This window comes from Mesorhizobium sp. M2A.F.Ca.ET.043.02.1.1 (assembly GCF_003952405.1).
In the GTDB taxonomy this organism is placed as follows: domain Bacteria; phylum Pseudomonadota; class Alphaproteobacteria; order Rhizobiales; family Rhizobiaceae; genus Mesorhizobium.
Genome location: NZ_CP034445.1, coordinates 4,231,385 through 4,255,889, shown reverse-complemented (window position 1 = coordinate 4,255,889; position 24,505 = coordinate 4,231,385). Strand labels below are relative to the sequence as shown.

At 61.1% G+C, this 24,505-nt stretch carries 20 protein-coding genes and 1 pseudogene; 8 read left to right on the top strand and 13 right to left on the bottom strand.

Translation table 11 applies throughout. The annotated features are described in order from the left end of the window. Positions 1-131: 131 nt before the first annotated feature. Positions 132-1,703, bottom strand: a complete 1,572-nt coding sequence (locus EJ068_RS20270) for a mechanosensitive ion channel family protein (RefSeq protein ID WP_129554834.1) — start codon at positions 1,701-1,703, stop codon at positions 132-134. A gap of 805 nt (positions 1,704-2,508) precedes the next feature. Then, the gene (locus EJ068_RS20265) at positions 2,509-2,730 is read right to left on the bottom strand and encodes a DUF680 domain-containing protein (RefSeq protein WP_128315307.1); all 222 of its coding nucleotides are present in this window, start codon (positions 2,728-2,730) and stop codon (positions 2,509-2,511) included. Positions 2,731-3,071: 341 nt separating this feature from the next. Between EJ068_RS20265 and EJ068_RS20260 the strand changes: the two genes are divergently transcribed. Continuing rightward, complete coding sequence (locus EJ068_RS20260) at positions 3,072-5,564, top strand: mechanosensitive ion channel family protein (protein WP_245463480.1); 2,493 nt, start codon at positions 3,072-3,074, stop codon at positions 5,562-5,564. A 155-nt stretch (positions 5,565-5,719) separates the two neighbouring features. Here EJ068_RS20260 and EJ068_RS20255 read toward each other — a convergent pair. The 7 genes and pseudogenes from EJ068_RS20255 to EJ068_RS20225 all read right to left on the bottom strand — a co-directional run. Continuing rightward, positions 5,720-5,809: pseudogene (locus EJ068_RS20255) on the bottom strand (hypothetical protein); the annotation flags it as partial. 957 nt (positions 5,810-6,766) lie between these two features. Continuing rightward, positions 6,767-7,495 carry an SDR family oxidoreductase gene (locus tag EJ068_RS20250; protein ID WP_040972442.1) on the bottom strand — a complete coding sequence of 243 codons (729 nt, stop codon included), beginning with the start codon at positions 7,493-7,495 and terminating at the stop codon, positions 6,767-6,769. 31 nt (positions 7,496-7,526) lie between these two features. Then, a complete protein-coding gene (ugpC, locus tag EJ068_RS20245; RefSeq protein ID WP_129554833.1) occupies positions 7,527-8,633 on the bottom strand; it encodes a sn-glycerol-3-phosphate ABC transporter ATP-binding protein UgpC in 1,107 nt (368 codons plus the stop codon). A 3-nt stretch (positions 8,634-8,636) separates the two neighbouring features. After that, positions 8,637-9,473 carry a carbohydrate ABC transporter permease gene (locus EJ068_RS20240; RefSeq protein ID WP_245463166.1) on the bottom strand — a complete coding sequence of 279 codons (837 nt, stop codon included), beginning with the start codon at positions 9,471-9,473 and terminating at the stop codon, positions 8,637-8,639. Beyond that, positions 9,470-10,411 carry a sugar ABC transporter permease gene (locus EJ068_RS20235; protein WP_129554832.1) on the bottom strand — a complete coding sequence of 314 codons (942 nt, stop codon included), beginning with the start codon at positions 10,409-10,411 and terminating at the stop codon, positions 9,470-9,472. The genes EJ068_RS20240 and EJ068_RS20235 overlap by 4 nt, the downstream gene beginning before the upstream one ends. Positions 10,412-10,493: 82 nt before the next feature. Continuing rightward, a complete protein-coding gene (locus EJ068_RS20230; RefSeq protein WP_129555030.1) occupies positions 10,494-11,780 on the bottom strand; it encodes an extracellular solute-binding protein in 1,287 nt (428 codons plus the stop codon). 142 nt (positions 11,781-11,922) lie between these two features. After that, positions 11,923-12,939 carry a hypothetical protein gene (locus EJ068_RS20225; protein ID WP_129554831.1) on the bottom strand — a complete coding sequence of 339 codons (1,017 nt, stop codon included), beginning with the start codon at positions 12,937-12,939 and terminating at the stop codon, positions 11,923-11,925. A gap of 381 nt (positions 12,940-13,320) precedes the next feature. On the opposite strand from EJ068_RS20225, the gene EJ068_RS20220 reads away from it, so the two are divergent. From EJ068_RS20220 to EJ068_RS20210, 3 genes are read left to right on the top strand one after another with little or no spacing between them, the layout of a single operon-like run. Beyond that, complete coding sequence (locus EJ068_RS20220; RefSeq protein ID WP_129554830.1) at positions 13,321-14,589, top strand: ADP-dependent glucokinase/phosphofructokinase; 1,269 nt, start codon at positions 13,321-13,323, stop codon at positions 14,587-14,589. A 12-nt stretch (positions 14,590-14,601) separates the two neighbouring features. Beyond that, positions 14,602-15,375: an SDR family oxidoreductase gene (locus tag EJ068_RS20215; protein ID WP_129554829.1), complete on the top strand. Its 774-nt coding sequence runs from the start codon at positions 14,602-14,604 to the stop codon at positions 15,373-15,375. Positions 15,376-15,414: 39 nt separating this feature from the next. Then, positions 15,415-16,260: a DeoR/GlpR family DNA-binding transcription regulator gene (locus EJ068_RS20210; protein ID WP_129554828.1), complete on the top strand. Its 846-nt coding sequence runs from the start codon at positions 15,415-15,417 to the stop codon at positions 16,258-16,260. 320 nt (positions 16,261-16,580) lie between these two features. Here the strand turns inward: EJ068_RS20210 and EJ068_RS20205 are convergent, their stop codons facing one another. Genes EJ068_RS20205 through hisD form a run of 3 tightly spaced genes read right to left on the bottom strand, consistent with a single transcriptional unit; the run spans position 16,581 to position 19,282 of the window. Beyond that, positions 16,581-17,285: an FCD domain-containing protein gene (locus EJ068_RS20205; protein ID WP_210212013.1), complete on the bottom strand. Its 705-nt coding sequence runs from the start codon at positions 17,283-17,285 to the stop codon at positions 16,581-16,583. A 54-nt stretch (positions 17,286-17,339) separates the two neighbouring features. Continuing rightward, entirely contained in the window at positions 17,340-18,119 is a 780-nt protein-coding gene (locus EJ068_RS20200; protein WP_129554827.1) for an SDR family oxidoreductase, read from the bottom strand. Beyond that, entirely contained in the window at positions 18,116-19,282 is a 1,167-nt protein-coding gene (gene hisD / locus EJ068_RS20195) for a histidinol dehydrogenase (protein WP_245463164.1), read from the bottom strand. The genes EJ068_RS20200 and hisD overlap by 4 nt, the downstream gene beginning before the upstream one ends. Here hisD and EJ068_RS20190 point away from each other — a divergent pair. The 4 genes from EJ068_RS20190 (at position 19,281) to EJ068_RS20175 (ending at position 23,496) form a co-directional block, all read left to right on the top strand. After that, on the top strand, positions 19,281-19,802 hold the full coding sequence (locus EJ068_RS20190) for an aspartate/glutamate racemase family protein (protein WP_129554825.1): 522 nt from the start codon (positions 19,281-19,283) through the stop codon (positions 19,800-19,802). The two genes, hisD and EJ068_RS20190, sit on opposite strands and share 2 nt — an antisense overlap. Before the next feature lie 189 nt (positions 19,803-19,991). Then, positions 19,992-21,065 (top strand): Ldh family oxidoreductase, encoded by a 1,074-nt coding sequence (locus EJ068_RS20185; protein ID WP_129554824.1) that lies wholly within the window; start codon positions 19,992-19,994, stop codon positions 21,063-21,065. 489 nt (positions 21,066-21,554) lie between these two features. Continuing rightward, positions 21,555-22,325 carry an HAD-IIA family hydrolase gene (locus tag EJ068_RS20180; protein WP_129554823.1) on the top strand — a complete coding sequence of 257 codons (771 nt, stop codon included), beginning with the start codon at positions 21,555-21,557 and terminating at the stop codon, positions 22,323-22,325. Between the two features lie 151 nt (positions 22,326-22,476). Beyond that, entirely contained in the window at positions 22,477-23,496 is a 1,020-nt protein-coding gene (locus EJ068_RS20175) for a LacI family DNA-binding transcriptional regulator (protein ID WP_129554822.1), read from the top strand. Here the strand turns inward: EJ068_RS20175 and EJ068_RS20170 are convergent. Beyond that, a complete protein-coding gene (locus tag EJ068_RS20170) occupies positions 23,442-24,494 on the bottom strand; it encodes an ATP-binding cassette domain-containing protein (protein WP_129554821.1) in 1,053 nt (350 codons plus the stop codon). The two genes, EJ068_RS20175 and EJ068_RS20170, sit on opposite strands and share 55 nt — an antisense overlap. Positions 24,495-24,505: the final 11 nt, after the last annotated feature.

Genomic DNA, 24,505 nt, shown 5'->3' with positions numbered 1-24,505 from the left:
CAGGCCGATGGTAAGCGGGCTGCGAGGGCGCCACGAGCCGGATCCGCTCGATGTCACGATGATTTGACCTTCGCCGCAATCGCGCGCCAGACAAAAAGTTCCGTGGCCGCGTCCGTGGGAAGCAATCCTTCCTATCCTGAACTAGGTATCTCGCTCCGTAGGATGGTCATCGCTTCCTGCCCTCTTGCGAGGCCCCGGTGTCCAAAGGCGTCGGAGCGGATGTCGCGAAAGACCGTCTGAATGGTCTTTATCAGTGCAGATCTCGAGTTCGCGTGTCGCTGTTCCGGAGCGCCGCTTTCGCCTGAAGCAGACATGCCGGTCGCCAGCACCGCCGCGAGATCTTCGGCCATTTCGGGCCGGGCAAGCAGCAAGGGAGCGAAGCTTTTCTGGTCAATTTCGTAGACCACGACATGTGTCAACGCTCGCAATGTCGACGTCTCGCCGATGCCGGCCAGCAGCCCTGTCTCACCGAAGAAGTCGCCGGGCGCGAGGCGACCGATATCCTGCATGCGGGCATCGCCCTCGCCCAGTTGCCGGGCGACGATACCGGCTCGAACGATCATGAGCGACGGCAGCATCTCTCCCTGTCGTGCGATGATGTCGCCCTTTCGGTAGGTGCGAACCGAGGTCGTCGCGGCAAGGGCCTCCTGCTCGTCGTTCGTCAGCGCCGAAAAAATCGGTATGGCCCTTATAAGGTCAATCGGGGTGACGCTTGGCGGCCTCGCCGTCTCTTCAGTCGGCAGGTTGCTCACGGCGATCGACGAGGGAGGTGCCGCAAGCAGCAGGCCTGTGGACTTGACGTGGCGGTAGACGAGATCGAAGACTTCATTCCGCGCGGCTATTCGTCGGCCAAAATTCTCGACATGCACAAGTAGATCGATCTCGATCGCCACGGCATTCAAATCCCGAATAACAACTATGGGCGGCGGTTCCTTCAAGATGGAGTTGCAGCTCAGCAAGGCTGTACGCATCACCTCCACCACGATGGCCGGCATTTTTGTCGGTGCGATTCTTATGGTGAAAGCAATTCCATGGCTGTCGTCTGGCCTGCTCACATTGGTCAACCCAAGCTTGGCCAGAAAACTATTCGGAAGTGCAACGACGTTGTGTGCCCAGGTGAGCACCTGGGTCGACCTCCAACTGGTTTCTACGACCCGGCCTTCGGTGCCGTCACTCAAAACGATCCAGTCCCCCAGCGCATAAGGGCGGCCGAGGTTTAGTGCGATGCCCGAAAATACATCGCTCAACGTGTTCTGCAGGGCCAGTCCCAGGACGATGGCAAAGACCCCTGAGGTGGCGATCAGGGTTCCGACCGGCACGCCAAAGACAAAAGCGAGGACCGACAGCAGCATTCCGACATAGACGACGCCAACGACGAGATCCTGCAGGAGCCTTGCCTCGCGTGGCTTCCCCTCGAAGACGAGAAAGATGCGGACGAAACCGATCAGCGCCCACGCAAGATGAACCCACCAGAGCGCTTTCGCCGCCCCGAAAAGTATCGCTCGGGCCGTTGTCTCTCCGCTCCGGGTTATCTCGTACGGGACGACGGCACCGTCCAGAAGGAGAACCGACATTGCAAGGAAGAAGGCAATCTGAACGATCAGCCTTGTATTGGGGCGACTCCGCGGAATGACGTTCCAGACAACAATTCCGGCGACGCCCACCAGAGCCATGTAGAGAGGGGGAGCGATCCACCAGTCCATGACAAATCCCGTTCGGTCAAAACCTCAACCAATGCTTCTAGTCCTGAACGCAACGAGGCCGCCCGCTGGCTCACATGACAGGTGGCACCGACTACTCGTGCGATCCGAACTTCTCGAGCAGAGCCGGTGGCCACCTTTGTTATCCTCAAGGACCGCCCCGGTAATCGAGTGAGGCAGGCGCTGCGCCCTCACGTCACCTCTGGCTCTTGGGTCCATGGTATGGTCATCGGCCAAGACTCCTTGACCAGCTGCCTTCCGCTACAGGGGAGTGAATTTACTCGCGGTCCCGATGATCTCTGGGAGAGATGGACATTCTGACCCCGTTGCGTGTGTAAACTCGCTGAGCCTTCGCGTGATCAGACTGGACAGCGCTGCCGCTGCGCCTTGCTCGAGGCGCAGCCATGTCGATGCCGCAGAGCCTCAGGACGATGTGCAGTGCCTTCGAAAGAGCTGGACGCGGTGTCATTTCCTAACCTCCATTTCCGTCGCGTTAGAGAGATCCAACCATGCCGGGCTTTGCGAGGTGCAGGCCATCGTGCCGAGGAAGCGTGCGTTCCATACCTTGGTCCATTGTTCCCGCAATGAAGGGCTGGGACAGACGGTCGAAATCGCCATGAGGCCGGCGCGTGCCATCGATGGTAACTGCCGCCTCGATTTGGCAGCAGTTCGATTTTTGTGCCTGGAGGATGTGGGTTATGGACGCAATGGCGAATGCACGGCGCGCGCCCTATAAGCCCAGGCCTCTTCTATCGTTGAGTCGCTCGATCTGAGAGAAAGACCTAGCGGTCCTTTAGCTGCCTTTGGTCTACTGCCCCCAAATACCCTGTCCACATTTGTCGTTAGGCGTGACTGGCTTTCGAACCGTTTGACCGGCTTCATGCTTGGCATGTCCGTCGATCATCTCGATCGAGGAGGTATGCAACTTGTCGGCAGGAGTAGCCTTTTCTGACCCGTAGTGATCGCTGCCGGCAAGTGCGGTTCCGGCAGAAACAACAAGAGACGCGGCACCAAGTGCGATGAGCTTCATTATTCTTCTCCAATGTTTGAAACTGCGCCAGAGTGATACGGAACGAGTTGTCTCCAGACGATTAGACGACTGAATGGTTGGATACATACGGAAGTATTGGAAGCACTGGCCAAAGACTAGGGGAGTGACCTCGCGGCGATCGACTTCTTGCGCGAAAGCAGGGCTATGCCTTCGGAGCTAAGCCTGTTGCCGTTTGGTCCGACAGAGCAAGCGAAGCATTGACCGTGGCCAGCATCTCGTTGCTAGCCGGTGTCGGCGCGGGCTGCCACACGTGCAGCCTGGTCAATCTCCCACGTAGGAAACCATAGACCAAGGTATCGAATGATTGCGCCTTGGGCGCGATGGCCAGCACCCCTGGAAGCTTGGCATGTTGGTGTCCAGGCAATGCTGCGGAGTTTTTCAGCACTTGCATCGCACCGACCGTGCCGCCAACGCTGATCAGCCTGGTGTCTCATCAATCGCTGGCAAAGGGGAACCGGATAAACGTGATTGGTGCGATCGGAGTGCTCGCGGGCATGGATGTCTTGCTTGCCGATTTGGGGGAAGGCCTCATGATTCGACGATTGGGAGCCAGGAATCTGGCGCGCCCGGCTCGACGTCCCGGATATCTGACCGCGATGTTTTTCCTGATCGCCAGGTCCCTCGTCTTTGGGATCGCCCTCTTGTTGACTGGTCCGTCACAGGCACAGGCGCCGGCGACCGTTCCGCCTGAAAAGGTCAAACAGTTATTCGATCTTCTCGACGATCCGTCGGTGAAGGCCTGGGTGGCCGAGCAACGAAAGCAGGACGCCGGGCCGACCGGAACGCCTGCCGCGGCAGGAGCTTCGCCGTCCGGCGCATCGTCCGATGCCGTGGCCGCGCCGGGCCGGATGAATACGATGGCATCCTCGACGCTCGATCGGATCAAGCATCATATCGAAAGAATCGTGGGGACCTTGCCCTCTCTGCCAGGCCAGTTCGCGCGCGTGCGGGCAGAGACCATGGAGGATATGTCCGGCAAGAGGCCTGCCGGCATGCTTTTGCTGATCGCGATTTTCATCGCTGCCGGCCTGGCGCTCACTTGGGCAACGTACAAGCTCACCCGCCCGTTCCGTTTGTGGATCATCGCGCAATCGAAGGATACGCCCATTGGGCGGGCCAGGAAGATTGGCGGCCGCACGCTTTATTCCAGCCTGCTGATCGTCTCGTTCGCGCTGGGCAGCGCCGGCGCGTTCATGTTGTTTGACTGGCCAATGCTTATCCGCGAGATCGTGCTGACCTTTCTGATGGCTGCGGTCGCCACAGCGGCTGTGCGCATGTACCTCGCAGCCCTGCTCGTCCCATCCTTCATGCAGGTCGAGAACGCCGTCGAGGTTCGTGCTTTGCCGGTGACCAACGAAACGGCCGACCATTGGTTCTATTGGGTACCCAAGATCTCCGGCGTCTGCGCCTTCTTCGGCGCCGCGTTCATCCTCTTGCCGGGTCTCGGCATTGATCAGGACGGAATGCTGGTGCTGTCGGTAAGTGCCGATTTCGTGCTGCTGCTGCTCTTTCTGATTGCCGTTTGGCGTCGGCCGAGAACACAGCGGAACGATGGGCACGGTCACACGGCAGCGACATGGTTTTTGACTGCTTACTTCGTCGTCCTGTTCCTGCTGCGCATCGCCGGCCTTCCCATATTGTTCTGGTTTACCTTCGCCGCATTCTTCCTGCCTTTCGCAATCGTGCTGACGCAGCGCGGGGTCAATTTCGTCCTGCGGCCGGGTTCGGAAGATGCCGGCCGGCCTACGATCCCGGCGGTCACGATCGCTGTCATCGATCGCGCAGTCCGGATGATCTTGATCCTGGCGGCGGCTTACCTTCTTGCGCGTGCCTGGGGTCTGGACATGCAGTCGATGCAGGACAGCAACAAGACGACCACGCTCATATTGCGCGGCTTGATCAATGTCATTGTCATTGCGCTTGCAGCCGATTTCGGCTGGTCGATCATCAAGGCATTGATCGAGAGAAAGCTGGGCATCGAAGCGCACGCGGTAATCAGCGACGAGGAGATGCCGGTCGTCGATCCGCAGCAGGCGCGGCTGCGCACGCTCTTGCCCATCATCCAAAACATTCTACTGGCAGTGATCGTCGTCATGGCGGTGCTGATGATGCTCGCCTCGGTCGGTATCCAGATCGGCCCCCTGATCGCCGGCGCCGGCGTCGTTGGCGTCGCTGTGGGTTTTGGCGCCCAAACCCTCGTCAAGGACGTGATCTCGGGCGTGTTCTATCTGCTCGACGATGCATTTCGTGTCGGCGAATACATTTCATCGGGCAGCTACAGGGGTACGGTGGAGAGCTTTTCGTTGCGCTCCGTAAAGCTGCGTCACCATCGTGGCCCGCTGTTCACGATCCCGTTCGGTGAACTCGGAGCCGTCCAGAACCAGAGCCGTGACTGGGTTACCGACAAATTCAACATCACCGTCGGCTATGACACCGACATCGAGTTCGCTCGCAAGCTGATCAAGCGGATAGGCCTGGAACTGGCGGAAGATCCAGAATTCAAGAACTGGGTGATCGAACCGATCAAGATGCAGGGCGTGCAGGAGTTCGGTGAGTATGGCATCGTATTGAGGGTCAAGGTCACAACCAGACCGGGAGGTGCCTTCGCTATGAAGGGGAGATTCTTTTTGCGCCTCCGCCAGGCCTTCAAGGAGCAGGGCATCGAACTCCCATTCCCGACCGTTCACGTCGAGGGGCTGCAGAGCCCACATGGGGCAGAGAATGCGCCTGTGGAGATCACACCCGAGTTGAAACTGGCCGTCGCGCAGTCGCACATTAACCGGCGTAGGAAAAAAGCCAGCACAATGGAGTAGGAAGCTGTCACACCTGCCGGTCGTCAACGTGCCAATGCGTTCGCAGCTGGAAGCCGTGGCCGAATTCATCGCCAGCTCTGCGACAAAGGTTGCAAGTTAGCCATCGAGAACAGAGAATGACTGCGGCCTCGCGCGAGCTGCTGCCCTCGACCCGGAACTAAGCGCGCCACCACCTTGGCCGTCACCCCGTATGTCCGCGCCGCATTGGCTTTGGAAAGGCGGCCCTCAACAACGTCGCGGGCCATCTCCTCTCGACCCAGCGGCGTCAGACGGGCATTCTTATGGACGTTCTAACGGTCCTCCGAGAATCGCCAAGCTTCGACAATCTCTGCTTTCTCGGTCGGGGCCGAATGGACAACGTCCTGAAAGCTCACAGCTAGCACACCGCTGCCTTCTCAGTATCCGACTTGACGGATGAGCACCTCAACTGTCTGGCAGGCTTCGCGACGACACGGCGCGAGGCTGGCAGATTGGCTGAGTAGTACGCCAAATTCCTGGGTAGCCGAGCAAGCAGCTAACCCTTTCTAGGTTGAGAGTGAGCCTCGGCGCGATCGCGGCTAGCGTCGGCTTTCGGGACAGTACCTGGCCGCCACCAATAGCCGGAATTGGGGCGCAAAGCTGTCTTTCCGCCATCGCCTTGGTGCCCTATTTGTCCCAAACCAGCAACCGGTACCGTCAACAATAATAGTCTCCCCTTAAGGGGCGGTACGCCGTGCCTAGACGCGATAACTTGCTCGCTCCACCGTTCTGCGCGACTTCTCGGCGCGGTGATGCACCGCCTGGCGGGCTGCGATGGTTGCGTGCCCGTCCAAACACAAAAACCGCCCCGGGTTAGACCGGGACGGTAATTGATTTATGATAAAATTGGTTGCGGGGACTGGATACGGGACCGTGACCCCGTGGTTGAGAACTCTCCTCAGCGTACGAACGCAGGACTATACTGACGGGGTCCCTCGACGGTCTCGCCGTAGACGGCCAGCGCCGATCAAGCTTGCTCCGTTTCGGATTGAGAAATTCCAATCTCCTTCACAAACGCGAGCAATTCGGCCGGAGGTGCGACCCAGAAAGTTCGAAAAGCTTTACCCCTGGCAGATTAGATGACCTCCGGGTTAGCCGCTCGTCCCCGCACATATATGAAGCGATACGCGGCCTGCTTCTGGTTTCGCTCCATTGTGTCGTATCAGGCCGATGGCTGGATCGGCTCACCGGCAGGTGTAGCCGCCGTCGATGGGCAGATGGATGCCGGTGATCATCGAGGCGGCGTCGCTGAGCAGGAAGACGATCGGGCCGGCGACCTCGTCCTCAGTCGCCCAGCGCCCGAGCGGCATCTGCTTCAGGAACGGCTCGGCGACATGCGGTTGGCTCCAGTGGCCGGATGAGATCGGCGTCATGACCACGGTCGGGTTCACGCTGTTGACGCGAATGTTGTATTTGCCCAGCTCCAGCGCCGAGCAGCGGGTGATGTTTTCCAGAGCCGCCTTGGACGAGCCGTAGGAAATATGGCCTTCGAGCGCGACCAATGCCGCCTGGCTGGAGACGTTGACGATCGCGCCGCCCTTGCCGATCGCCACCATCTGGCGCGTGGCGTATTTGGTGACAAGCAGCGCGCCGCGCGCATTGATGGTGATGACCTTGTCGAAAATGGCGATGTCGGTGTCCATCGGCGTCGCGATCTCGCCGCCGAAGCCGCCGCAATTGACCACGCCCCAGAGGTCGAGGCCTTCGAGCGCGTCGCGGATCTCGTCCTCGGAAGCGAGGTCGAAGGTGACTGTCCGGCACCCGGTTTCCCTGGCGATGGCATCGAGCACCGCCTGCGAGCGGCCGGCCGCGATCACATTGGCATTGGCCCGCACCAGATGCCGCACGGTGGCGCCGCCAATGCCGCCGCTGCCGCCCGTCACCAGAATGTTGCGTCCGTGAAAATCCGTCATGGTTTCCCTCTCGTGATGTCGTAAGAACGTGTCAGGCGGGCTCGGTGGCTGCCGCCGTGTCGGAAATTCTTTGGCCGGCGTTGTCGAAGAGATGGCAGGCGCCGGGCGGCAGAGAGATCGCGATGCGATCGCCGGCGCGTACCATACGGCCGCCGCTGTCGCGAATGACAAGGCTCTCCTCTCCGTCACGCACATGAATGAAAGTGTCGCTGCCCAGAAGCTCGACCACGCTGGCTTTCAGGGCGACCGCATCGGCCTGACCTTCGGCGGCAAGCACGATGTGCTCCGGCCGAATACCCACTGTCACTTCGGCGCCCGGCTGAGGCAGCTTCGAAACGGACATCCGAAGCGAAAACCCGAGATCCACGCTGACCGTTGCCTGATCGCCCTCGACCGAAGCGACGTGGCCCTTCAGGAAATTCATCGCTGGTGAACCAATGAAGCCGGCGACGAACAGATTGGCCGGCCGATGGTAGAGGTCGAGCGGCGCGCCGACCTGCTCGATGCGGCCGCCATTCATGACGACGATGCGGTCAGCCAGCGTCATCGCCTCGACCTGGTCATGCGTGACATAAACCATGGTGGAGGCGAGCTCCGCCTTCAGCCGCGCGATCTCGACGCGCATGCCGACGCGAAGTGCTGCGTCGAGATTTGAGAGCGGCTCGTCGAGCAGGAAGAGCTTCGGCTTGCGCGTCATGGCGCGGCCGATGGCGACGCGCTGACGCTGGCCGCCGGAGAGCTCGCGCGGCTTGCGCTTGAGATAGGAGCCGAGCCGCAGTTTCTCGGCGGCGCGGCCGACGCGCTCGGCGATCTCGGCGACGGGCGTGCGGGCAATCTTGAGGCCGAAGCCGATGTTGCGGCCGACATCCATGTGCGGATAGAGCGCGTAGGACTGGAACACCATGGCCACGCCCCGTTCCGGCGGCTCGGCGTCGCTCATGTCGGCGCCATCGACCAGAATGCGGCCGGAGCTGATCGGCTCCAGCCCGGCGATGATCCGAAGCAATGTGGACTTGCCGCAGCCAGACGGCCCGACCAGCACGCAGAACTCGCCGTCCTCGATGGTCAGTGACAGCTCGGGGATGACCGTGGTGTGGCCGAAGGCCTTGGTGATCTTGTCGATGGTCAGTGCGGCCATGGCCTAACCTTTCACCGCGCCGGCCAGCAGGCCGCGCACGAAGGCGCGCTGCACCAGCACATAAAGCAGGATCAAAGGGAGCGCGATCAGCGTCAGGATCGCGAAGAGCGCGCCGGGGTTGGCCATATAGAGGCCGGAATACTGCATCGGCACTATGGTGAGCGTCTTCATCTCGCTCTTGGTCAGCACGATGAGGGCGAGGAAGAACTCGTTCCAGGTGACGATGAACTGCCAGATGGTGACGAAGACGAGCGCCGGCCGCACCAGCGGCAGAGCGACATGCCAGTAGGTCTGCCATGCATTGCAGCCATCGACGCGCGCCGCCTCGAACAGCTCGCGCGGCGCGTCTTCCATGAAGGCCTTAAGGATCACCATGGCGAAAGGCACGCCGAGCGCCGCATAGGGCAGGATAAGGCCGATATAGGTGTTCACCCAGCCGAAGGTCTTGAGCAGGATCGCCAAGGGCAGGACCATGGAGGCAAGCGGCACCATCAGCGTCGTCAGAAGCGTCGTGTAGAGCAGCATCGAGCCCTTCAGCCGCAGGATCGCGCAGGCGAAGGCAAAGAGCGAGGAGACTGCGACGACGATCGCCACCGTCGCCACGGTGATGATCAGGCTGTTCAAGAAAATGCCGCCCAGCGGATTGTCGCGGATCACGGTGACGAAATTGTCGAAGGTCACCGGCCAGGTGAACAAGGCGGCATCGAAGGCCTGCGCCGGGGTACGCAGGCCGATCGAGAGCATGTAGACCTGCGGGATCATCCAGAAGCCGAGCACGACGAAGAGAACCGCATGGATGACCACGCCGCGGATGCGGTTGCGGGAAAGAAGCGTCATCATGGCTCGTCCTTCCCGGCGGGCGACAGGCGGGCGCCGAGCAGCGCGATCTGGACCAGCGACAACACCAACGCAATGACCAGCACTATGACGGAAAGGGCTGCGCCGCTGGCGGTGTCGCCGAGGACGAAGCTCTGCTTGAAGATGAAAGTGCCGAAGACTTCGCTCGCCCGGTTCGGGCCGCCGCCGGTCATCAGATGTACGATCGGAAAGGTCTGCAGCGTGCCGATGACGCCGAGCAGCAGCAGCGACTTCGTCGCCGGCGAAAGCATTGGCACGATGACGTGGACGGCCAGCCGCCAGCCTCTAGCGCCGTCGATGCGGGCGGCGTCCAGCACCTCGCTCGGCAGGTTGGCGATGCCGGCGATATACATCAGCATCGAGAAGCCGGTCCATTGCCAGATGTTGACGACAATCAGCGCGTAGATCGCGGTCTTCGGGTCACCGATCGGCGACGTCATCATGACGATGCCGACATGCTTCAGATATCCCTGGGCGATGCCGTAGTAAGGCGCGTAGATCTGCACCCAGACCAGGCTTATGACCGAGACCGAGGTCACCACTGGCAGGAAGAACATGGTGCGAAAGAAGCCGCGCAGGGCGTGGGTGTGTCGCTCGATGAAATAGGCGAGCAGCCCGCCGATCAGCATCTGCACGGGAATGGTGATGATGCCCCACAGCACCATGTTGCGCACCACGATCCAGAAGGTCGGATCACTGAGGATGGTCGTGTAATTGGCGAAGCCGGCAAAGACGGCGCGGCCGTCTGCGGTGCCGGTGTAAAGGCTTTCGCCCGCGACCCACAGGATCGGATAGGCGATGAACACGACAAAGAGCAGGGTCGCCGGCAGGGCGAAGAGATAGACCGTCGAAGCTTTCGATGCCGATCGCCGTTTCGCCGCCTGGACGGCGGTTCCGGCTCGCATGGCCTCTGCGCTCATGATGCTCGCCATCTTACCTGAAAAAGGACCGCACTGAAGGAAAGAGCCGGGCGCGTTTCCACGCCCGGCAGTTGGTCTTGGGTTATTTCGCGGCAAGGGCTTTCTCGCTCGCCGCCTGGACGGCGGCCAGGGCCGCTTCCGGCTCTGTGCTGCCGGCGGCGACGCCCGCCAACGCATTGTCCAGCGCCTCGGCGACGGCGGGCGAGGCGAAGCGCTGGTTCTCGGCCTTCGGCAAATCGGCCATGAAGCGGGCCGACATGTCCTTGACATGGTCGGTGATGTCACCCTTCGGCGCATTGCCGTCGAAGGCCGGCAGGTCGTTGAGGTCGTTCAGCGCTTCCTGCAGGCCGACGCCGTTGGTGAGCTCGGCCAGGAAGGTCCAGGCTTCCGGATTCTTGCCGCCGTTCTTGGTCAGGCCGTAGCCGATATCGATGCCGCCGACCGGCGGGCTGGCGGAATTGCCGTCCTTGACCGGGGGCATGTAGAAGAAATCGAAGCCCTCCATGTTCTGCACAAACTCGGACAGCGGCGGCGGGAACTTGCTTTCCTGCATCCACCAGGAGCCCAGCGCCATCATGCCGACCTTGCCTTGCGCGAAGAGTTGCGCGCCGGTCGGATAGGCATGGGCGCCCAGCGCGCCTTGCTGGAAGATGCCGTCGTCGAAGAGGCCTTTCCAGGCCTTCATCGCGGCGACCAGCTCGGGCGCGGTCCACGGCGTCTCGCCGGCCTGCGCCTTGTCGACGATGCCGGGCGAGAACTGGTTGGCGAGCATCAGGAAGACGTTTTCGTTCTGCCAGCCATCGGCCGCGCCCTGGAACATCGGGATGTAGCCACCATCCGTCAGCGCCTTGGCCGCCGCCTTGAGGTCGGCATAGGTCTTCGGCGGAGACAGGTTGAGCTTCTCGAAGATCTTGCGGTTGTACCAGATGCAGAGCACCTGCGATTCCTGCGGGATGATGTAATAGTTCTCATCGCCCTTGGGATTGCCCATCAGCATCTGTTTGCGGTTGACGGGGAAGATCTTCTCCGCCCATTTGTCGCCCCACTGCTTGGCGGCGCGTTCGTTCACCGCTTCCAGATTTTCGCGATATTGCTGGGTGAGCGAGCCGGGCTGCAGGCCGATCACGTCGGGCAGGCTGCCCGACGCGGCAGCGGCCTTGAGCGCGGTGATGTATTCGGGCGAATAGTTGTAATAGGTGTATTTGACTTTGATGTCGGGATGGGCCTTCTCGAAGGCAGCGATCGATTTCTCCATCGTGCTCTGGACGAACCAGGACCAGACGGTCACCTCTTTCTGCTCGGCATTGGCAGAAGCGGAATAAAGCGCTGCGGCGAGGATCGTCGTCGCAAGAAACAGCATTTTTCTCATCATATTCCTCCCTTTTTCAGTTCCCAAACGATGCGCGCCGCGAGCCTCCATCTCGCGGACACCGTGACCCGTCGCCGGATCATTCAAACGCGACGGCTGTGCCGTCGTCGCAATGCAACGGCTCTGCCGTCGAGCGCTGATCTTACGCCGCTTTGGCGGCTGCTTCGGTTAGCACCTCCTCGGTAATCGCGCGGTCGTCGGCGAGCGGCCGGTTCGGCGTCAGCCCGAGCTTCTGCAACTCGCCGTGATAGGCGCGCACGGCCTCTTCGGGCGCGATCGTGCCGTCGGCAACCGCGCGCATCAGGACGATGAGCTGCAGCGGCGCCTCAGCGAGGTTGATCTTGCGACCGAACAGCGCGAGGCGCGCGCCGTAACGCTCCGATTGGGCGACGAGCTCGAAGGTGTCGCGCGTCGTGCCGGCGCCGCCGCCGAGCACGCCGACGATCAGCTCGCTGTCGAAGCTTGCGAGTTCTTCCAGCGCCTTCGGACCGTTATAGGCGGTCTTCAGGAACAGCGGGCGTTCGGCCTTCGGCACGCTCGCCAGCGACTTGATAATGTTGTCGTTGACGAATTCGCCGATCTGGTCTCGGCTGAAGCCGAGGTCGATGCTCGGATTGAAGACCTCGTAGAAATATTTGAAGCCGACGCGAGCCGCCTCGGCACGGAAGTCGGCAAAGGCGTTCAGGGTGGAGACGTCACGCTCGACGTCGTTGCTGAAGGAAACCGAATAGAGGGCGAGGTCGGTGCCATGCGCGGGATAATTGGCGATGGCGCGCGCCAGATTGGTGTCGCGGAAGGGCACCGAGGCGGTCTGGGAGTAGGTGCCATGGCGCACGGCGCCCCAGCACATGGTTTCCAGATTGCCGCGGATGGCGGGCTTCACCTCGCTGCCGAAGAAAGCGCCGCGCTCGTCGAGAAGTTCGAGATTGGACTGCGACACCAGCATGATGTCGACAACGTCCTGTTTGATGATCTCTTCGATCTGGGCAATGAATTCCTGGCGGCTGCGGCGGCGCGGCGGCTTGGCCGAATAGTCGAAGCCGGTGGCGGTCACGCCGGCGCCGACATCGCTGTCCTTGGCATCGGCGATGACGAAATCGGCCCGCGTGTAACGGCCGGCACGGATGTTCGCCAGCTTCCTGTCCAGTCTCGTGACCATGATCTTCCTCGGTGAAATCTGATGTGCGCCGCCGCGATGTCGCGGTCCGAGCGTACCGCCACTATGGCAAAAGTTATCATAATCTGTCAATAGCTATCTAACTCTCTCTTGCTTGGAGAGGAGGTCGCTTTGCCCGCAGCCACTTCCGATGCGAAGGCTCGGCCAAAAGCCGAACTCACATAACCTTTTGAATTAGCAATGCTTTGTCGCAAAACCAAGGTTGGCCCGCATTGTTGCAGCCGAGGTTGGGTCGCCAGTGTCACTGCCTTAGCCCTTCCAAGCGAAAGCGTATTCAACGTCGTCGAGCAAAAATCGCATTGACGATTTGGAAGATAATGATAGCAATTGACAAGACTGCAGGTTGAGGAGGAAAGGCGCGGGATGAGCGATGTTGCCACCGGGTCGCTCGCGGAACGCTATGCTGCCCTGACCGATCCCCGATCGGGTCCGCTCGGTGCCGACGCGTTGTCCTCGACCGGGCTTTTCCTGTGCGGCATCAGCGCGTGCGTCGACGCGCGGGTCGAGATGAACGACATCCGGCCGCTGCTGGAAGCACCGGCCGACCCACAGGCGGCGCGCCTTGCGGCGCTTCTGCTTGCGCGGGCGGCGCGCGGCGTAGGCGGCGAGGTGCGCTTCGACTGGCCGGAAGGCCCGGCATGGCTGCGCGAGCGCTTGCAGCCTCGCCATGCCCTAGGGGGAACCGGGCCGCAGGCGGCCTGGGTGCTCGCGCAACTCGGCGTCCGCTCGCTCGTGGCGCTGGAAGATCGCCATGACCTGATGCTCCGGCAAATCCCGCCGGGTGTTCTTTTGGCGGATGGCGGGGCGCTCAAAAGCGTGGACGAAGTTCCGGCCACGGGGCCGCATATCCCGGAAATCTTCATCTTCGAATTCACCGCCGGCCGAGCGATCGGTCCGGTTGTCCCGCCGCGATCCTCTCGGGTTATCATTCGCTTCTGCGACCGCGGCATCCAACATGACTCCGATTTCGAAAGCCTATCGCGGCAACTGGCGCCGTCGGCCGCGGCCGGGCTCCTTTCCGGCCTCAACGATGAGGCGATAGAGAACATCGGCGCCGCCAGTCGGCATGTGTTCGCGCTGAGCCGGGACTGGAAGGATGCCGGCCTGCGCACGATCCATTTCGAGCTGGCGGGCTATGCTTCGCAACAGGCGATTGAGGAGCTTTTGTCCAATGCGCGCGGTGCAATCACCTCGGTTGGCATGAGCCATTCCGAGTTGCTCGCCATGAACCCGTCAGCCCATAATCCGATGGAGGCGCTTATCGCGCTCGGCGACCGGCTCGGGCTCGATCGCGTCTGTGTGCATGCCGACACATGGGCGGCCGCCGTGACGCTCAGTGATCCGCAAGAAGAGGAGATGGCACTCATGGCAGGCTGCGCGATCGCCAGCGCTAGGGCCGCGAACGGCGCACCCGCGCGTGACATCTCAATCTCACCGGCGGCTGCCTTCCATCCGCTTCCCTTCGAGGCGCCCGCTCGCAAAGGACGCTGGACCTTCGTCGCCTGCGCGTCGCCCTATCTGGACAAGCCGGCGGCGACGCTCGGCCTCGGCGACAGCTTCACCGCCGGCTGCCTGCTGATCCTGGGGCGGGCCCGCCAAGCCAATGCCGGCCAAACCCTCCAACACGCCTGAAGGACAATTTCGATGTTTCTCGAACGCTTCCGCCTCGACGGCAAGACGGCTTTCATCACCGGCGGCGGCCGCGGCATCGGCCTCTCGACGGCCGAGGCGCTGACGGAGGCCGGCGCGAAAGTCATCATATCGGACCTCGATCCAAAGGTGCTGGCTGCCGGGCGCGAGCAACTCAAGCAGAAGGGCTACGCGGTCGAGGCGGTCGAACTCGATGTCACCGATTCAAAGGCCGTCGCCGTCGCCGCCAAGTCCGCCAATGAGCGCCATGGCGCGGTCGATATACTGATCGCCAATGCCGGCATCGCGTGGCCCGACACAGGTGGCGAGGAGATGACTGACGAGGTGTGGCTAAAGGTGGTCGATGTCGACCTCAACGGCGCCTACTGGTCCTGCCGCGAGTTCGCCAGACCAATGCTGGAGCGCGGTCGCGGCTCGATCGTGACGCTTGGCTCGATGTCCGGGTTGATCTCCAACAAGCCGCAGCGCCAGGCGCATTACAACGCGGCAAAGGCGGCGGTCCATCACATGACGCGCTCGCTAGCCGGCGAATGGGCGGCGCGCGGCGTCCGGGTGAACTGCGTGGCGCCGACCTATGTCGATACGGTGATGTCGCGCGGCGGCTTCAGCGACGACAAGCTGATGCCCGTCTGGATGGACATGACGCCGATGCGGCGCGTCGCGCAGCCGCATGAGATCGCCGCACCCATCCTCTTCCTCGCCTCTGACGCGGCCAGCGCCATGACCGGCACGGTAGTGGTTGTGGATTGCGGTTATACGATTTGGTAGAGGGATTCTATTCGGCCTGCCGGCCGCCGAGCAACAAGCATGGATACTCCCAGCAAACGCGTCGAAATGGTTCCCGCCAAGCGGCAGGCGCTCATCCTGGAGCATTTGCGCGTCAACGGCGCGGCTTCGATCCAGGAACTGGCCGACACGATCGGCGGCTCGCAGTCCACGGTGCGCCGCGACCTCGAGCATCTGATGGAGAAGGGCTACCTCGAACGCACGCATGGCGGCGCACATCTCTTACAGCCAATGCGGGCCACCTTCGAGCGCGAAACCACTGTCAACGCCGAATTGCAGCATGCAGAGAAGCTCGCCATCGGCCGCGAGGCTGCCAGGCGGCTGAGCGCCGGCGACAGCGTCATTTTCGACAGTTCCTCAACCGTGATGGAGGCTGTGCGCGCCGTCGCCGATCGCGACCTGCCGCTCACCGTGGTGACCAACAGCCTGGAGATCGCCGACTTCGCGGCCGACATCAAATCCTGGCGCATCATCCTACCCGGCGGCACGGTGCGGCCCGGTTACCGGCACCTTGCCGGCGAGCCGGGCGAGAGCTTCATCAAGACGCTGCATGCGGACCTGTGCATGACCGGCGCCTCGGCCGTCACCGGCACGCTGCTCACTGAAACATCGCTGGAGGTCGCCTCGCTCAAGCGCGCCATGATTTCGTCGGCGCGCAAGACGATCCTGCTCGTCGATTCTTCGAAATTCACAGCGCCCGGCTTCTGCACGCTTTCGGACATTTCCGAAATCGATGAAGTAATCACCGACGAAGGCGTCTCGCAGGATGCGCTGTCGTCGCTCTACGCCGCGGAGCGGAAGGTGACGGTGGTACGAGTCGGCAGTGTTGCGCCGCGTCATACCAGCAACAATGTTCGGCCGTTGTGAGCATTACCGCCCTTGGGAAAGCCTGGCCATCCTCGCAGGGCGGTCCCTCGTCGGGCGACAATAGACTGCTTGGGATCTACGAAGCAGAGTCGCTTTGCTCGATACCGGAGGTGTCGAAGTCCACCTGCTTGTCGTCTGCGGATTCGTCGGGCCCATTTCGGCCTTACCGACGGGCTTTAGAATGCAAAAATCCGCCCCGGTCAGACCGGGACGGTTGTAGATTTATGATAGAATTGATTGCGGGGACGGGATTTTGAGCCCGTCGAGCCTGCTTGCGAAGTCCGGTCAACAGACGATCTCGGTTGCAGACGTCGTTGTACCTAGGTCAGCCCGGTCGTGACGATCTGCGTCGTCGTCCACATATGCGATGCTATCTCCGCGCAGGCTCGTGTGACATCGCGGGCAATGACTGCATCTGCGATGTTTCTATGCTCTTGCGCCACATCGCGTTCGGCTCTGGCAAGCGGCACCGAGAGCTGCCGGTAGCGCTCGCTTTGATCGTAAAGCTGCCCGCGAATCCGAAGCAGCCAACGGTTGCCGCAGGCTGAAACCAAAGCACGGTGAAATTCACGATGGGCCTTGACCCAGCGCTGGTCCAGAACGGCGGGGTCATCGGGCATCGTATAGGGCGTGTGGCTGAGACGGTGGAGGGCGGCCACGATATCCGTCTCCCACTCGAGCCCGCCTTTCTCGATCGCCAGCTTGAGGCACTCCTGTTCGATGCGGACGCGAGCATCGGTCAATTCAGCGAGGTCCTCCGGAGACACGTCGGAAACCGTGTAGCCTCGCTGCGCCCTTGCGTCGACAAGGCCCTCGGCCGAGAGCTTCGACAGCGCTTCGCGGACAGCGCCCAAACTAACCTCATACTTCTGAACGAGGGCCTGGATGTTGATCTTGGATCCCGGTGGCATGCGGCACGAAATGATATCGTGGCGCAGCTGCTCGTAAACGTCATTGGCAATCGTGCGGGCTACCGAGTCCATGTCAATATCGCTTGTCTGGCCGGAGAAGTGATTCAAATGCATCAGTCATCGTGCCGCTTCTTGGCCGACTTGAGTCGAATGTCAAAGCTGCAGAGGTCATTCCGCCGTCCAGCCGCCATCGATCTTGATAGAAGTGCCCGTCATCAACGCAGCGGCGTCCGAACCGAGAAAGACAATCGCCCCCATGAGATCCTCGACCCGACCGAGTCGGCCAAGCTTGATTTTGGACAATACCTCATCTCGAAAAGCTTTGCTTTCAAAGTAAGGAGCCGTCATCGGGGTCTCGATGAAGGTGGGGGCAATGCTGTTGACCCGGATGCCGTGCGGGGCGAGCTCGACAGCCATGGCCTTCACCAGTCCTTCCACCGCGTGCTTGGATGCGCAATAGAGGGTTCGCGTTGCCATTGCGACGTGACCCATCTGGGAAGTCGTGAAAATAATCGAGCCCCGTATCTGCTCCGCCAGCATTTTGCGCACAACCGCCTGAGCGGAGAAATAGGCTGCCTTAACGTTGAGATCGAGGACGATGTCATAATCCTCCTCAGAAACCTGGGCCATCAGCTTGGGCCTATTTGTGCCGGCATTGATCACCGCTATGTCGAAAACCGGCTGTCGCGCGATCAATTCGCCGGCTCCGGCAATGTCGGTAACGTCCAGAACAAGCGCTTCCGCTTTGCCACCGCGAGCCCTCAGCGCCGTCGCGGCCTCCTCCACCTCGCTCCTGGTCCGCGCGGCCAGCACCGTGTCGGCCCCGGCCTCCGAAAGCGCCGTGGCCAAGGCCAGTCCGATCCCGCGACCGGCACCCGTCACCAACGCGCGGCGCCCGTCCAGCCGGAAGGAGGGCGGCTTCGGCAGCGTAACGGGCGAGGCGTTCATTCAGCAGCCTCGGCATAAGGAATGTTGCGCGCGCCGTAGCGCCGCAGCCTCACATTCGCCTGCTCGGCATGGCCCAGGAACCCCTCGAGGACGCAAAGCCGCGAGCAATATTCCCCGATCATTACCGAGGCCTCGTCCGTGAGAACCTTTTGATAGGTGCAGGTCTTCAGGAACTTGCCGACCCAAAGCCCGCCCGTGAAACGCGCCGTTCCCAAAGTCGGAAGGGTGTGGTTCGTGCCGATCACCTTGTCGCCATAGGCGACGTTCGTCCTCGATCCGAGAAAAAGCGCTCCGTAGTTGGTCATACGCTGCAGAAAGTAATCGGGATCGCGCGTCATGACCTGCACATGCTCGGAAGCGATGCGGTCCGCCTCGCTCACCATCTCGTCGTCGGTGTCGCAAACGATCACCTGGCCGAAATCGGCCCATGCCTGCTTCGCGATGGATGCGGTCGGCAAGATGCCGAGAAGCCGCTCGACTTCGGCCATAGTCTGCGTGGCGAGTTGTTCCGACGTGGTCAGCAGGATGGCCGGCGAGTTCGGGCCATGCTCGGCCTGCCCGAGCAGATCCGTGGCGCAGAGCTCGGCATCGGCCGTGTCGTCAGCAATCACCAGCGTTTCCGTCGGCCCGGCGAGCAGGTCTATGCCGACGCGGCCGAACAGCTGGCGCTTGGCTTCGGCGACATAGGCATTTCCCGGGCCGACCAGGAAATCAACCGGCGCTATCGTCTCGGTGCCGATCGCCATCGCGGCCACCGCCTGAATGCCGCCCAGCACATAAATCTCGTCGGCGCCCGCCAGCGCCATGGCTGCGATGACGGCCGGGGCTGGTCGCCCCTGGAACGGCGGCGTCATGGCGATAACGCGCCTAACGCCGGCCACCTTGGCGGTGACGATCCCCATATGGGCGGATGCCACAAGCGGATACTTGCCTCCCGGCACGTAGCAGCCGACCGAGTTCATGGGAATGTTGCGGTGGCCGAGCAGCACGCCGGGCAGAGTCTCGACCTCGACATCCTTGAGCGCGGCCTTCTGGACTTCCGCAAAGCGGCGAATCTGCGCCTGCGCGAAGCGGATATCGTCCAGCTGGCGGGAAGATAGCGTCCCAACGCATGCATCGATCTGATCCTGCGAAAGACGAAAGGACGGACGCCTAGATGCCATGGCATTTTCGTGCACATCGGGTACCGCCGCGATCGGCATAGAGCGGGTCCATGAGGCGCTATCGGCTGCCCAGCCGGGCATCCCGGTCGTGACGCCTATCGAGGCCGCAGCCAAGGGGCTCAAGGCGTTGGAGGCGCGGCGGATTTCGATACTCGCGCCCTATCATCAAGAAGCCGCCGACCTGGTTGCGGATCACCTCGTCGCCAAAGGCTTTGCGCTCGACCGCTGTTCGACATTCGACCTTGATGGCGACCAGCAAATGAACCGCCTGTCGCCTGCATCGCTCAAGGCCGCGGCGCGGGACGCGATCCACCCGCAAAGCGACGCTCTGTTCATTTCCTGTACCGGCCTAAGGACTGCAGGCATCGTCGGCGAACTTGAGGCGGCGCTGGGCGTTCCTGTCGTTACCAGCAACCAGGCAACCGCCTGGGATGCGCTTTCTAACGCGAGGGTTGGGAACCTCTCCAGGGGAGAAGGTCGTCTGTTCGGTCAGGCGCACTCAGCCAAAGTCAGCGGATGATGAATGTGCCGATCAGGGCGGGCGGGACTATCGAGGCGTTTGAGCCGGTCGGCTTGCTTTGCCGCGTTATCGCTTCGAGCTGCCTCATCGAACGATTTCGTCAGGCCTTTGTTGGCGAAGCGCAAATGCCGTGAGGTGCTGGCGTCGTTCGCCGCCTGACCTCCATTGAAGCCCGTGGAGAAGCGTGAAATGGTCGACGAGCCTCTCACTATCAAGCTTGATCACCGCCGCCAGAAACAGTTTATGGTGGATCTCATGGTGGGCGCAGGGGCATCGCTTCCCAACGCGGAGTGCGCTGCCGACATTCACCTCGAGGCCGACCTCAGAGGGGTTGGAGGCCAAGGGCTGGACTATCTGCCTTACACGCTTGCCAGCTTAGAGCGTAACCTTATCGACGGGCATGCCGAGCCCGAGATCGTGCATCGCTCTCCGGCAGCCGCGGTGATCGACGGGCGTCGCGGGCCTGGACAGGTCGCGGCAGTAGCGGCCGTTGGACTGGCAGCTGAACTCGCGGCCGCGGCCGGGTCAGCCACCGTTGCGGTGCGCAACTCCACGGACATCTTTATGATCGGGTATTACGCTGAACTGCTCGCGAGATCAGGCAATGTCGGAATCGTCATGACTTCCGGTCCGCCGCTCGTTCACCCTCACGGCGGAACCGAACGTCTGTTGAGCACCAATCCCATCGCGTTCGGGTTTCCGACTTCCGGACCTGATCCCTATGTGTTCGATATGGCAACGAGCGCGGTTGCAAGTTGGCGTGTCCGACAGGCGGCCTATGAGGGTGTTGAATTGCCTGCAGGAAGCGGTCGGGGGCCGGACGGGGCGCCGACCACCGACCCGGTTCTCATTCGTCAAGGGGCGATCAGCCCACTCTGCGGCCACAAGGGTTTTGGGCTCGCGCTCAGTCTCGGATTATTGTGCGGACCGCTCACCGATAGCGGGATCGGCCCTGAGCTAGCAGGTTGGCAAGCTAGCGGCGAGACACACACCCAAGGGCATCTGTTTATCGCGATCAACCTTCAGGCCTTTGGTTCACCCGCCAGGATTTCATCGCGGGCTACGTGGTACCTTGATCTGCTCCGGAGTTCCGCGCGGGCGCCAGATATGGATGGAATCCGCATTCCAGGTGAAAGGGCCTTCCAAAGGAGGCGCCAGCAACTCGGATCCAGCGTGGAGGTCCTCGCAGCGAGTTGGACAAATTTGCGTCCCTTCGCCGACAAATACGGCATCGAGGTTCCTGCTGAATTCCATGGAATCTGAGCAAACAGCCAGACGCAGTGGAATGCAGATGGCTTGCTGTTTTCGCACAGCGTGCGATCGGCGATTGGCTAGCTTGGCATCTTGAATCGACTTCGGCGAATTGCCTCGTAACCTATTGATAAATGACGAATACGCTAGTCGCTGAGGGACGGCCTTTATTACAGAAAATCAATATTTGCGGGGTGGTTCGCCAGCCCATTTTCTTCGGATTTCCTCGTCAGGCGAACCACAGGGTCAGGGGAAGCCTGTTTTCATGCACATCGGGGTCCCCGCACGACTGTTTGGAGCCGAAAGCCGGACGTCGGCCTTTAATACGTTGGACTAGAAGCCTACGCGCGTTGCAACTTTCGCCTTGCGCCAGCTGGCCGGTTCCTAAACCTAGCCTTTTTGCACGCCGAAACGTCCCATTTCCACGACGACGGGCCTGAATGACTTTCAACGCCGATTGCCTTCGCGTTTATACCCGCTGCAGCTAAAGCGGAGACAACGATGGAAATCGCCTATCTTCTTGACATGGACGGGGTACTTGTACGCGGGGGGACCCCCATCGAAGGATCAGCCGATTTCGTAGGTGCCCTAGTCGAAAGCATGCGGGCTTTTCAGATCTTCACGAATAATTCCAGGTACACCCCGGAGGATCACGTGCACCGTCTGCGCATGATGGGTTTTCCTGTCGAGCCTCACCACATATACACATCCGCCTTGGCGACAGCGCGGTTTGTTACCGAACAGCTTCCAGGCGCGTCGGTCTATGGTATCGGCGATCAGGGGCTGATGTCGGCGCTGCAGGCAGTCGGCTGTCGCTTTACGGTCTTTTCCCCCGACTTTGTCGTGCTTGGTGACGCGGACTCGTATCACTATGAGGAGATCGTGACAGGAGCGCGGCTGCTTTCTGCAGGAGCGCGTTTCATAGCGACCAGTCCGGACCCCTCCGTGCCAGCCGAAAAGGGAGTGCATCCAGCCTGCGGAGCGGTCGCTGCCCTCATTGCTGAAGCAACGGGCATGAAGCCCTATTTCATCGGCAAGCCGAATTCCTTCATGACCAAATGCGCCCTTGAAAAAATGGGCGTCAGGGCAGAGCAGACCGTGCTGGTGGGTGACAGAATGGACACCGACGTCCTCGCCGCCCTCCAATCCGGGATGCGATCAGCACTTGTTCTTACCGGCGCGACGGCAAAGGCAGATGTAGCTCGTTTTCCTTTCCGTCCGGATGTGATCGTCGACCGTCTAGCCGATCTCGCCGATCATTCATGGGCCTGACGTTTAGTCCCTGGCAAGTTGAGACCGGTCTCGCGTTTATCAGACACAGGACACGCATTCCTCCTTGTTGCACTGACCTCGAGGGCGAATTGACCAATCAATTGTAACCGTTTACAGAAACACCTCATGTTGATGTTCCTGCGAGAGCCTAATGGGAAATCGCCCAACAATTCGGGATGTCGCGAAACTTGCGGGCCTTTCCATCGCATCCGTTTCCCGCGCCCTGACTCGCCCCGACAGCGTAAAGGACGATACCCGGACTCGAGTGAACGAGGCTGTACGTTCGATTGGATTCCAGTTCAATCGCCAAGCTATTGATTTTCGTCGGGGTCGTTCGGAGACCCTTATTGTGCTGGTTTCGGACATTGCGAACCCGTTTTTTCCGGTATTCTTCAAGGGCATCGAAAAGGAAGCCCGGGAACGGGGGTTTACGATGTTGATCGGAGACACTTCCGGTGGCCCGCAGAGCGAGGCCACCTACGTCGGGATGCTTGCTGCAGGCAAGGCCGACGGTCTTATTTCCAACATAGGACGGTTGCCTGAAGGCTTGCCGCAACCTGCCGGGACGGACGACAGCTACCGTGGACCGCCGATCGTCGCCTGCAACCACGATGCCGGAGCGAAAATCCCGATGGTTCGCATCGACAATTACACAGCCGGCAAAGTTGCTGCCGAACATCTGTTACGGCTCGGCCATAAAAGATTCGCCCAAATCCACGGAAGTCAGGAATTCGCCGATTTCCGGGCACGGCTGGCGGGTTTCTCCGACACGGTTGCCCAGGCCGGACATGCGATACCGCCGAGCGCACTCATTCCTGGCGATCTTCGGGTCCAATCCGGGCGCGATGCCGTGATGGCCTTGCTCTCGCAGGATGTTCGGCCGTCCGCCATCTTCGCTCACAATGACGAGATGGCGCTCGGAGCAATGCATCAACTTTCTCTTTCGGGATTTCGTGTCCCCTCCGACGTTTCGGTGGTCGGTTTTGACGACCTCAGCTACGCGAGCGCGACCACACCGGCGATCACGACCATGAGATTGCCAAGAGAAATGTGGGGAGCGACAGCCTGCAAAAAGCTCATCGACCAGATACTCGGCGTCGACAGTGGCCCACACGATCAGATGCTGGCGGCCGAGTTGGTCGTTCGAGAAAGCACCGCCGCCTCCCCATGATTGTCCTCCAGCCGTCGGCCCTCGCGATCGAAGCGGTGGAGATGTTCTTCAATCGGCACCAGTCCGAGCACAGAACCGATCGTATAGTCGTGCTGGCCAGTCTCTCGAACCGACAATGTGCGTCCCTCATCCGTCTTAATATGTACGATGGTGTCGCTTCCAAGTCGCTCGACAAGCGAAACCACCCCGTTCCAGGCGCTGTTCGCGCGGCTGATGCGGAGATGTTCTGGTCGAATTCCGACGGCCGAGGCTTGGGCATTGTGAGCGGCCGCCAGGAAATTCATCCTCGGCGAACCGATAAAGCCAGCAACGAACTTTGAAGCTGGCTGGTTATAGATTTCCATTGGTGTGCCTACCTGTTCGACGCGGCCAGCATTCATGACGACGACGCGATCAGCCAACGTCATTGCCTCGACCTGGTCATGCGTAACGTAGACAGTCGTTGTTCCAATGCGCCGATGCAGCTCGCTCAGTTCCACCCGCATGTCCGTTCTCAGCCCTGCATCCAGGTTCGAGAGAGGTTCATCCATGAGGAAAACGCGAGGTTCCCGCACGAGTGCCCGGCCGATGGCCACGCGCTGCCTTTGCCCGCCAGACAGCTGTCCCGGCCGCCTACCTAGCAGCTCGGTGAGCCCGAGCGTTGCAGCGATCGCATTCACACGTTGATCGATCTCGGCGCGAGGTCGCCTCTCCAGAGTGAGCCCGAAGGCTATGTTCTCTGAACACGTCATATGCGGATAGAGCGCATAGGATTGAAAAACCATGGCGACATTACGCTGCCGTGGCTTCATCTTGTTACTGACAACGCCATCTATGAGAATCAGCCCATCGGAGATCTCATCCAGGCCTGCAACCAACCGCAGTAGAGTCGATTTGCCGCAACCGGACGGGCCCACGAACACAACAAATTCACCGTCCGATATCGTGAGGTTTATATCATCAAGAACTTGTGCGTGGCCGAAGCGCTTCGATACATTTTGCAAGTCGATGCGTGCCATTAAGCTGCCAT

Bases quoted from the DNA above. Each gene is read 5' to 3' on its own strand.
- EJ068_RS20270 (WP_129554834.1), bottom strand. From the start codon at position 1,703: ATGGACTGGTGGATCGCTCCCCCTCTCTACATGGCTCTGGTGGGCGTC.
- EJ068_RS20265 (WP_128315307.1), bottom strand. From the start codon at position 2,730: ATGAAGCTCATCGCACTTGGTGCCGCGTCTCTTGTTGTTTCTGCCGGA.
- EJ068_RS20260 (WP_245463480.1), top strand. From the start codon at position 3,072: ATGGCCAGCACCCCTGGAAGCTTGGCATGTTGGTGTCCAGGCAATGCT.
- EJ068_RS20250 (WP_040972442.1), bottom strand. From the start codon at position 7,495: ATGACGGATTTTCACGGACGCAACATTCTGGTGACGGGCGGCAGCGGC.
- ugpC (WP_129554833.1), bottom strand. From the start codon at position 8,633: ATGGCCGCACTGACCATCGACAAGATCACCAAGGCCTTCGGCCACACC.
- EJ068_RS20240 (WP_245463166.1), bottom strand. From the start codon at position 9,473: ATGATGACGCTTCTTTCCCGCAACCGCATCCGCGGCGTGGTCATCCAT.
- EJ068_RS20235 (WP_129554832.1), bottom strand. From the start codon at position 10,411: ATGAGCGCAGAGGCCATGCGAGCCGGAACCGCCGTCCAGGCGGCGAAA.
- EJ068_RS20230 (WP_129555030.1), bottom strand. From the start codon at position 11,780: ATGAGAAAAATGCTGTTTCTTGCGACGACGATCCTCGCCGCAGCGCTT.
- EJ068_RS20225 (WP_129554831.1), bottom strand. From the start codon at position 12,939: ATGGTCACGAGACTGGACAGGAAGCTGGCGAACATCCGTGCCGGCCGT.
- EJ068_RS20220 (WP_129554830.1), top strand. From the start codon at position 13,321: ATGAGCGATGTTGCCACCGGGTCGCTCGCGGAACGCTATGCTGCCCTG.
- EJ068_RS20215 (WP_129554829.1), top strand. From the start codon at position 14,602: ATGTTTCTCGAACGCTTCCGCCTCGACGGCAAGACGGCTTTCATCACC.
- EJ068_RS20210 (WP_129554828.1), top strand. From the start codon at position 15,415: ATGGATACTCCCAGCAAACGCGTCGAAATGGTTCCCGCCAAGCGGCAG.
- EJ068_RS20205 (WP_210212013.1), bottom strand. From the start codon at position 17,285: ATGCATTTGAATCACTTCTCCGGCCAGACAAGCGATATTGACATGGAC.
- EJ068_RS20200 (WP_129554827.1), bottom strand. From the start codon at position 18,119: ATGAACGCCTCGCCCGTTACGCTGCCGAAGCCGCCCTCCTTCCGGCTG.
- EJ068_RS20190 (WP_129554825.1), top strand. From the start codon at position 19,281: ATGGCATTTTCGTGCACATCGGGTACCGCCGCGATCGGCATAGAGCGG.
- hisD (WP_245463164.1), bottom strand. From the start codon at position 19,282: ATGGCATCTAGGCGTCCGTCCTTTCGTCTTTCGCAGGATCAGATCGAT.
- EJ068_RS20185 (WP_129554824.1), top strand. From the start codon at position 19,992: ATGGTCGACGAGCCTCTCACTATCAAGCTTGATCACCGCCGCCAGAAA.
- EJ068_RS20180 (WP_129554823.1), top strand. From the start codon at position 21,555: ATGGAAATCGCCTATCTTCTTGACATGGACGGGGTACTTGTACGCGGG.
- EJ068_RS20175 (WP_129554822.1), top strand. From the start codon at position 22,477: ATGGGAAATCGCCCAACAATTCGGGATGTCGCGAAACTTGCGGGCCTT.
- EJ068_RS20170 (WP_129554821.1), bottom strand. From the start codon at position 24,494: ATGGCACGCATCGACTTGCAAAATGTATCGAAGCGCTTCGGCCACGCA.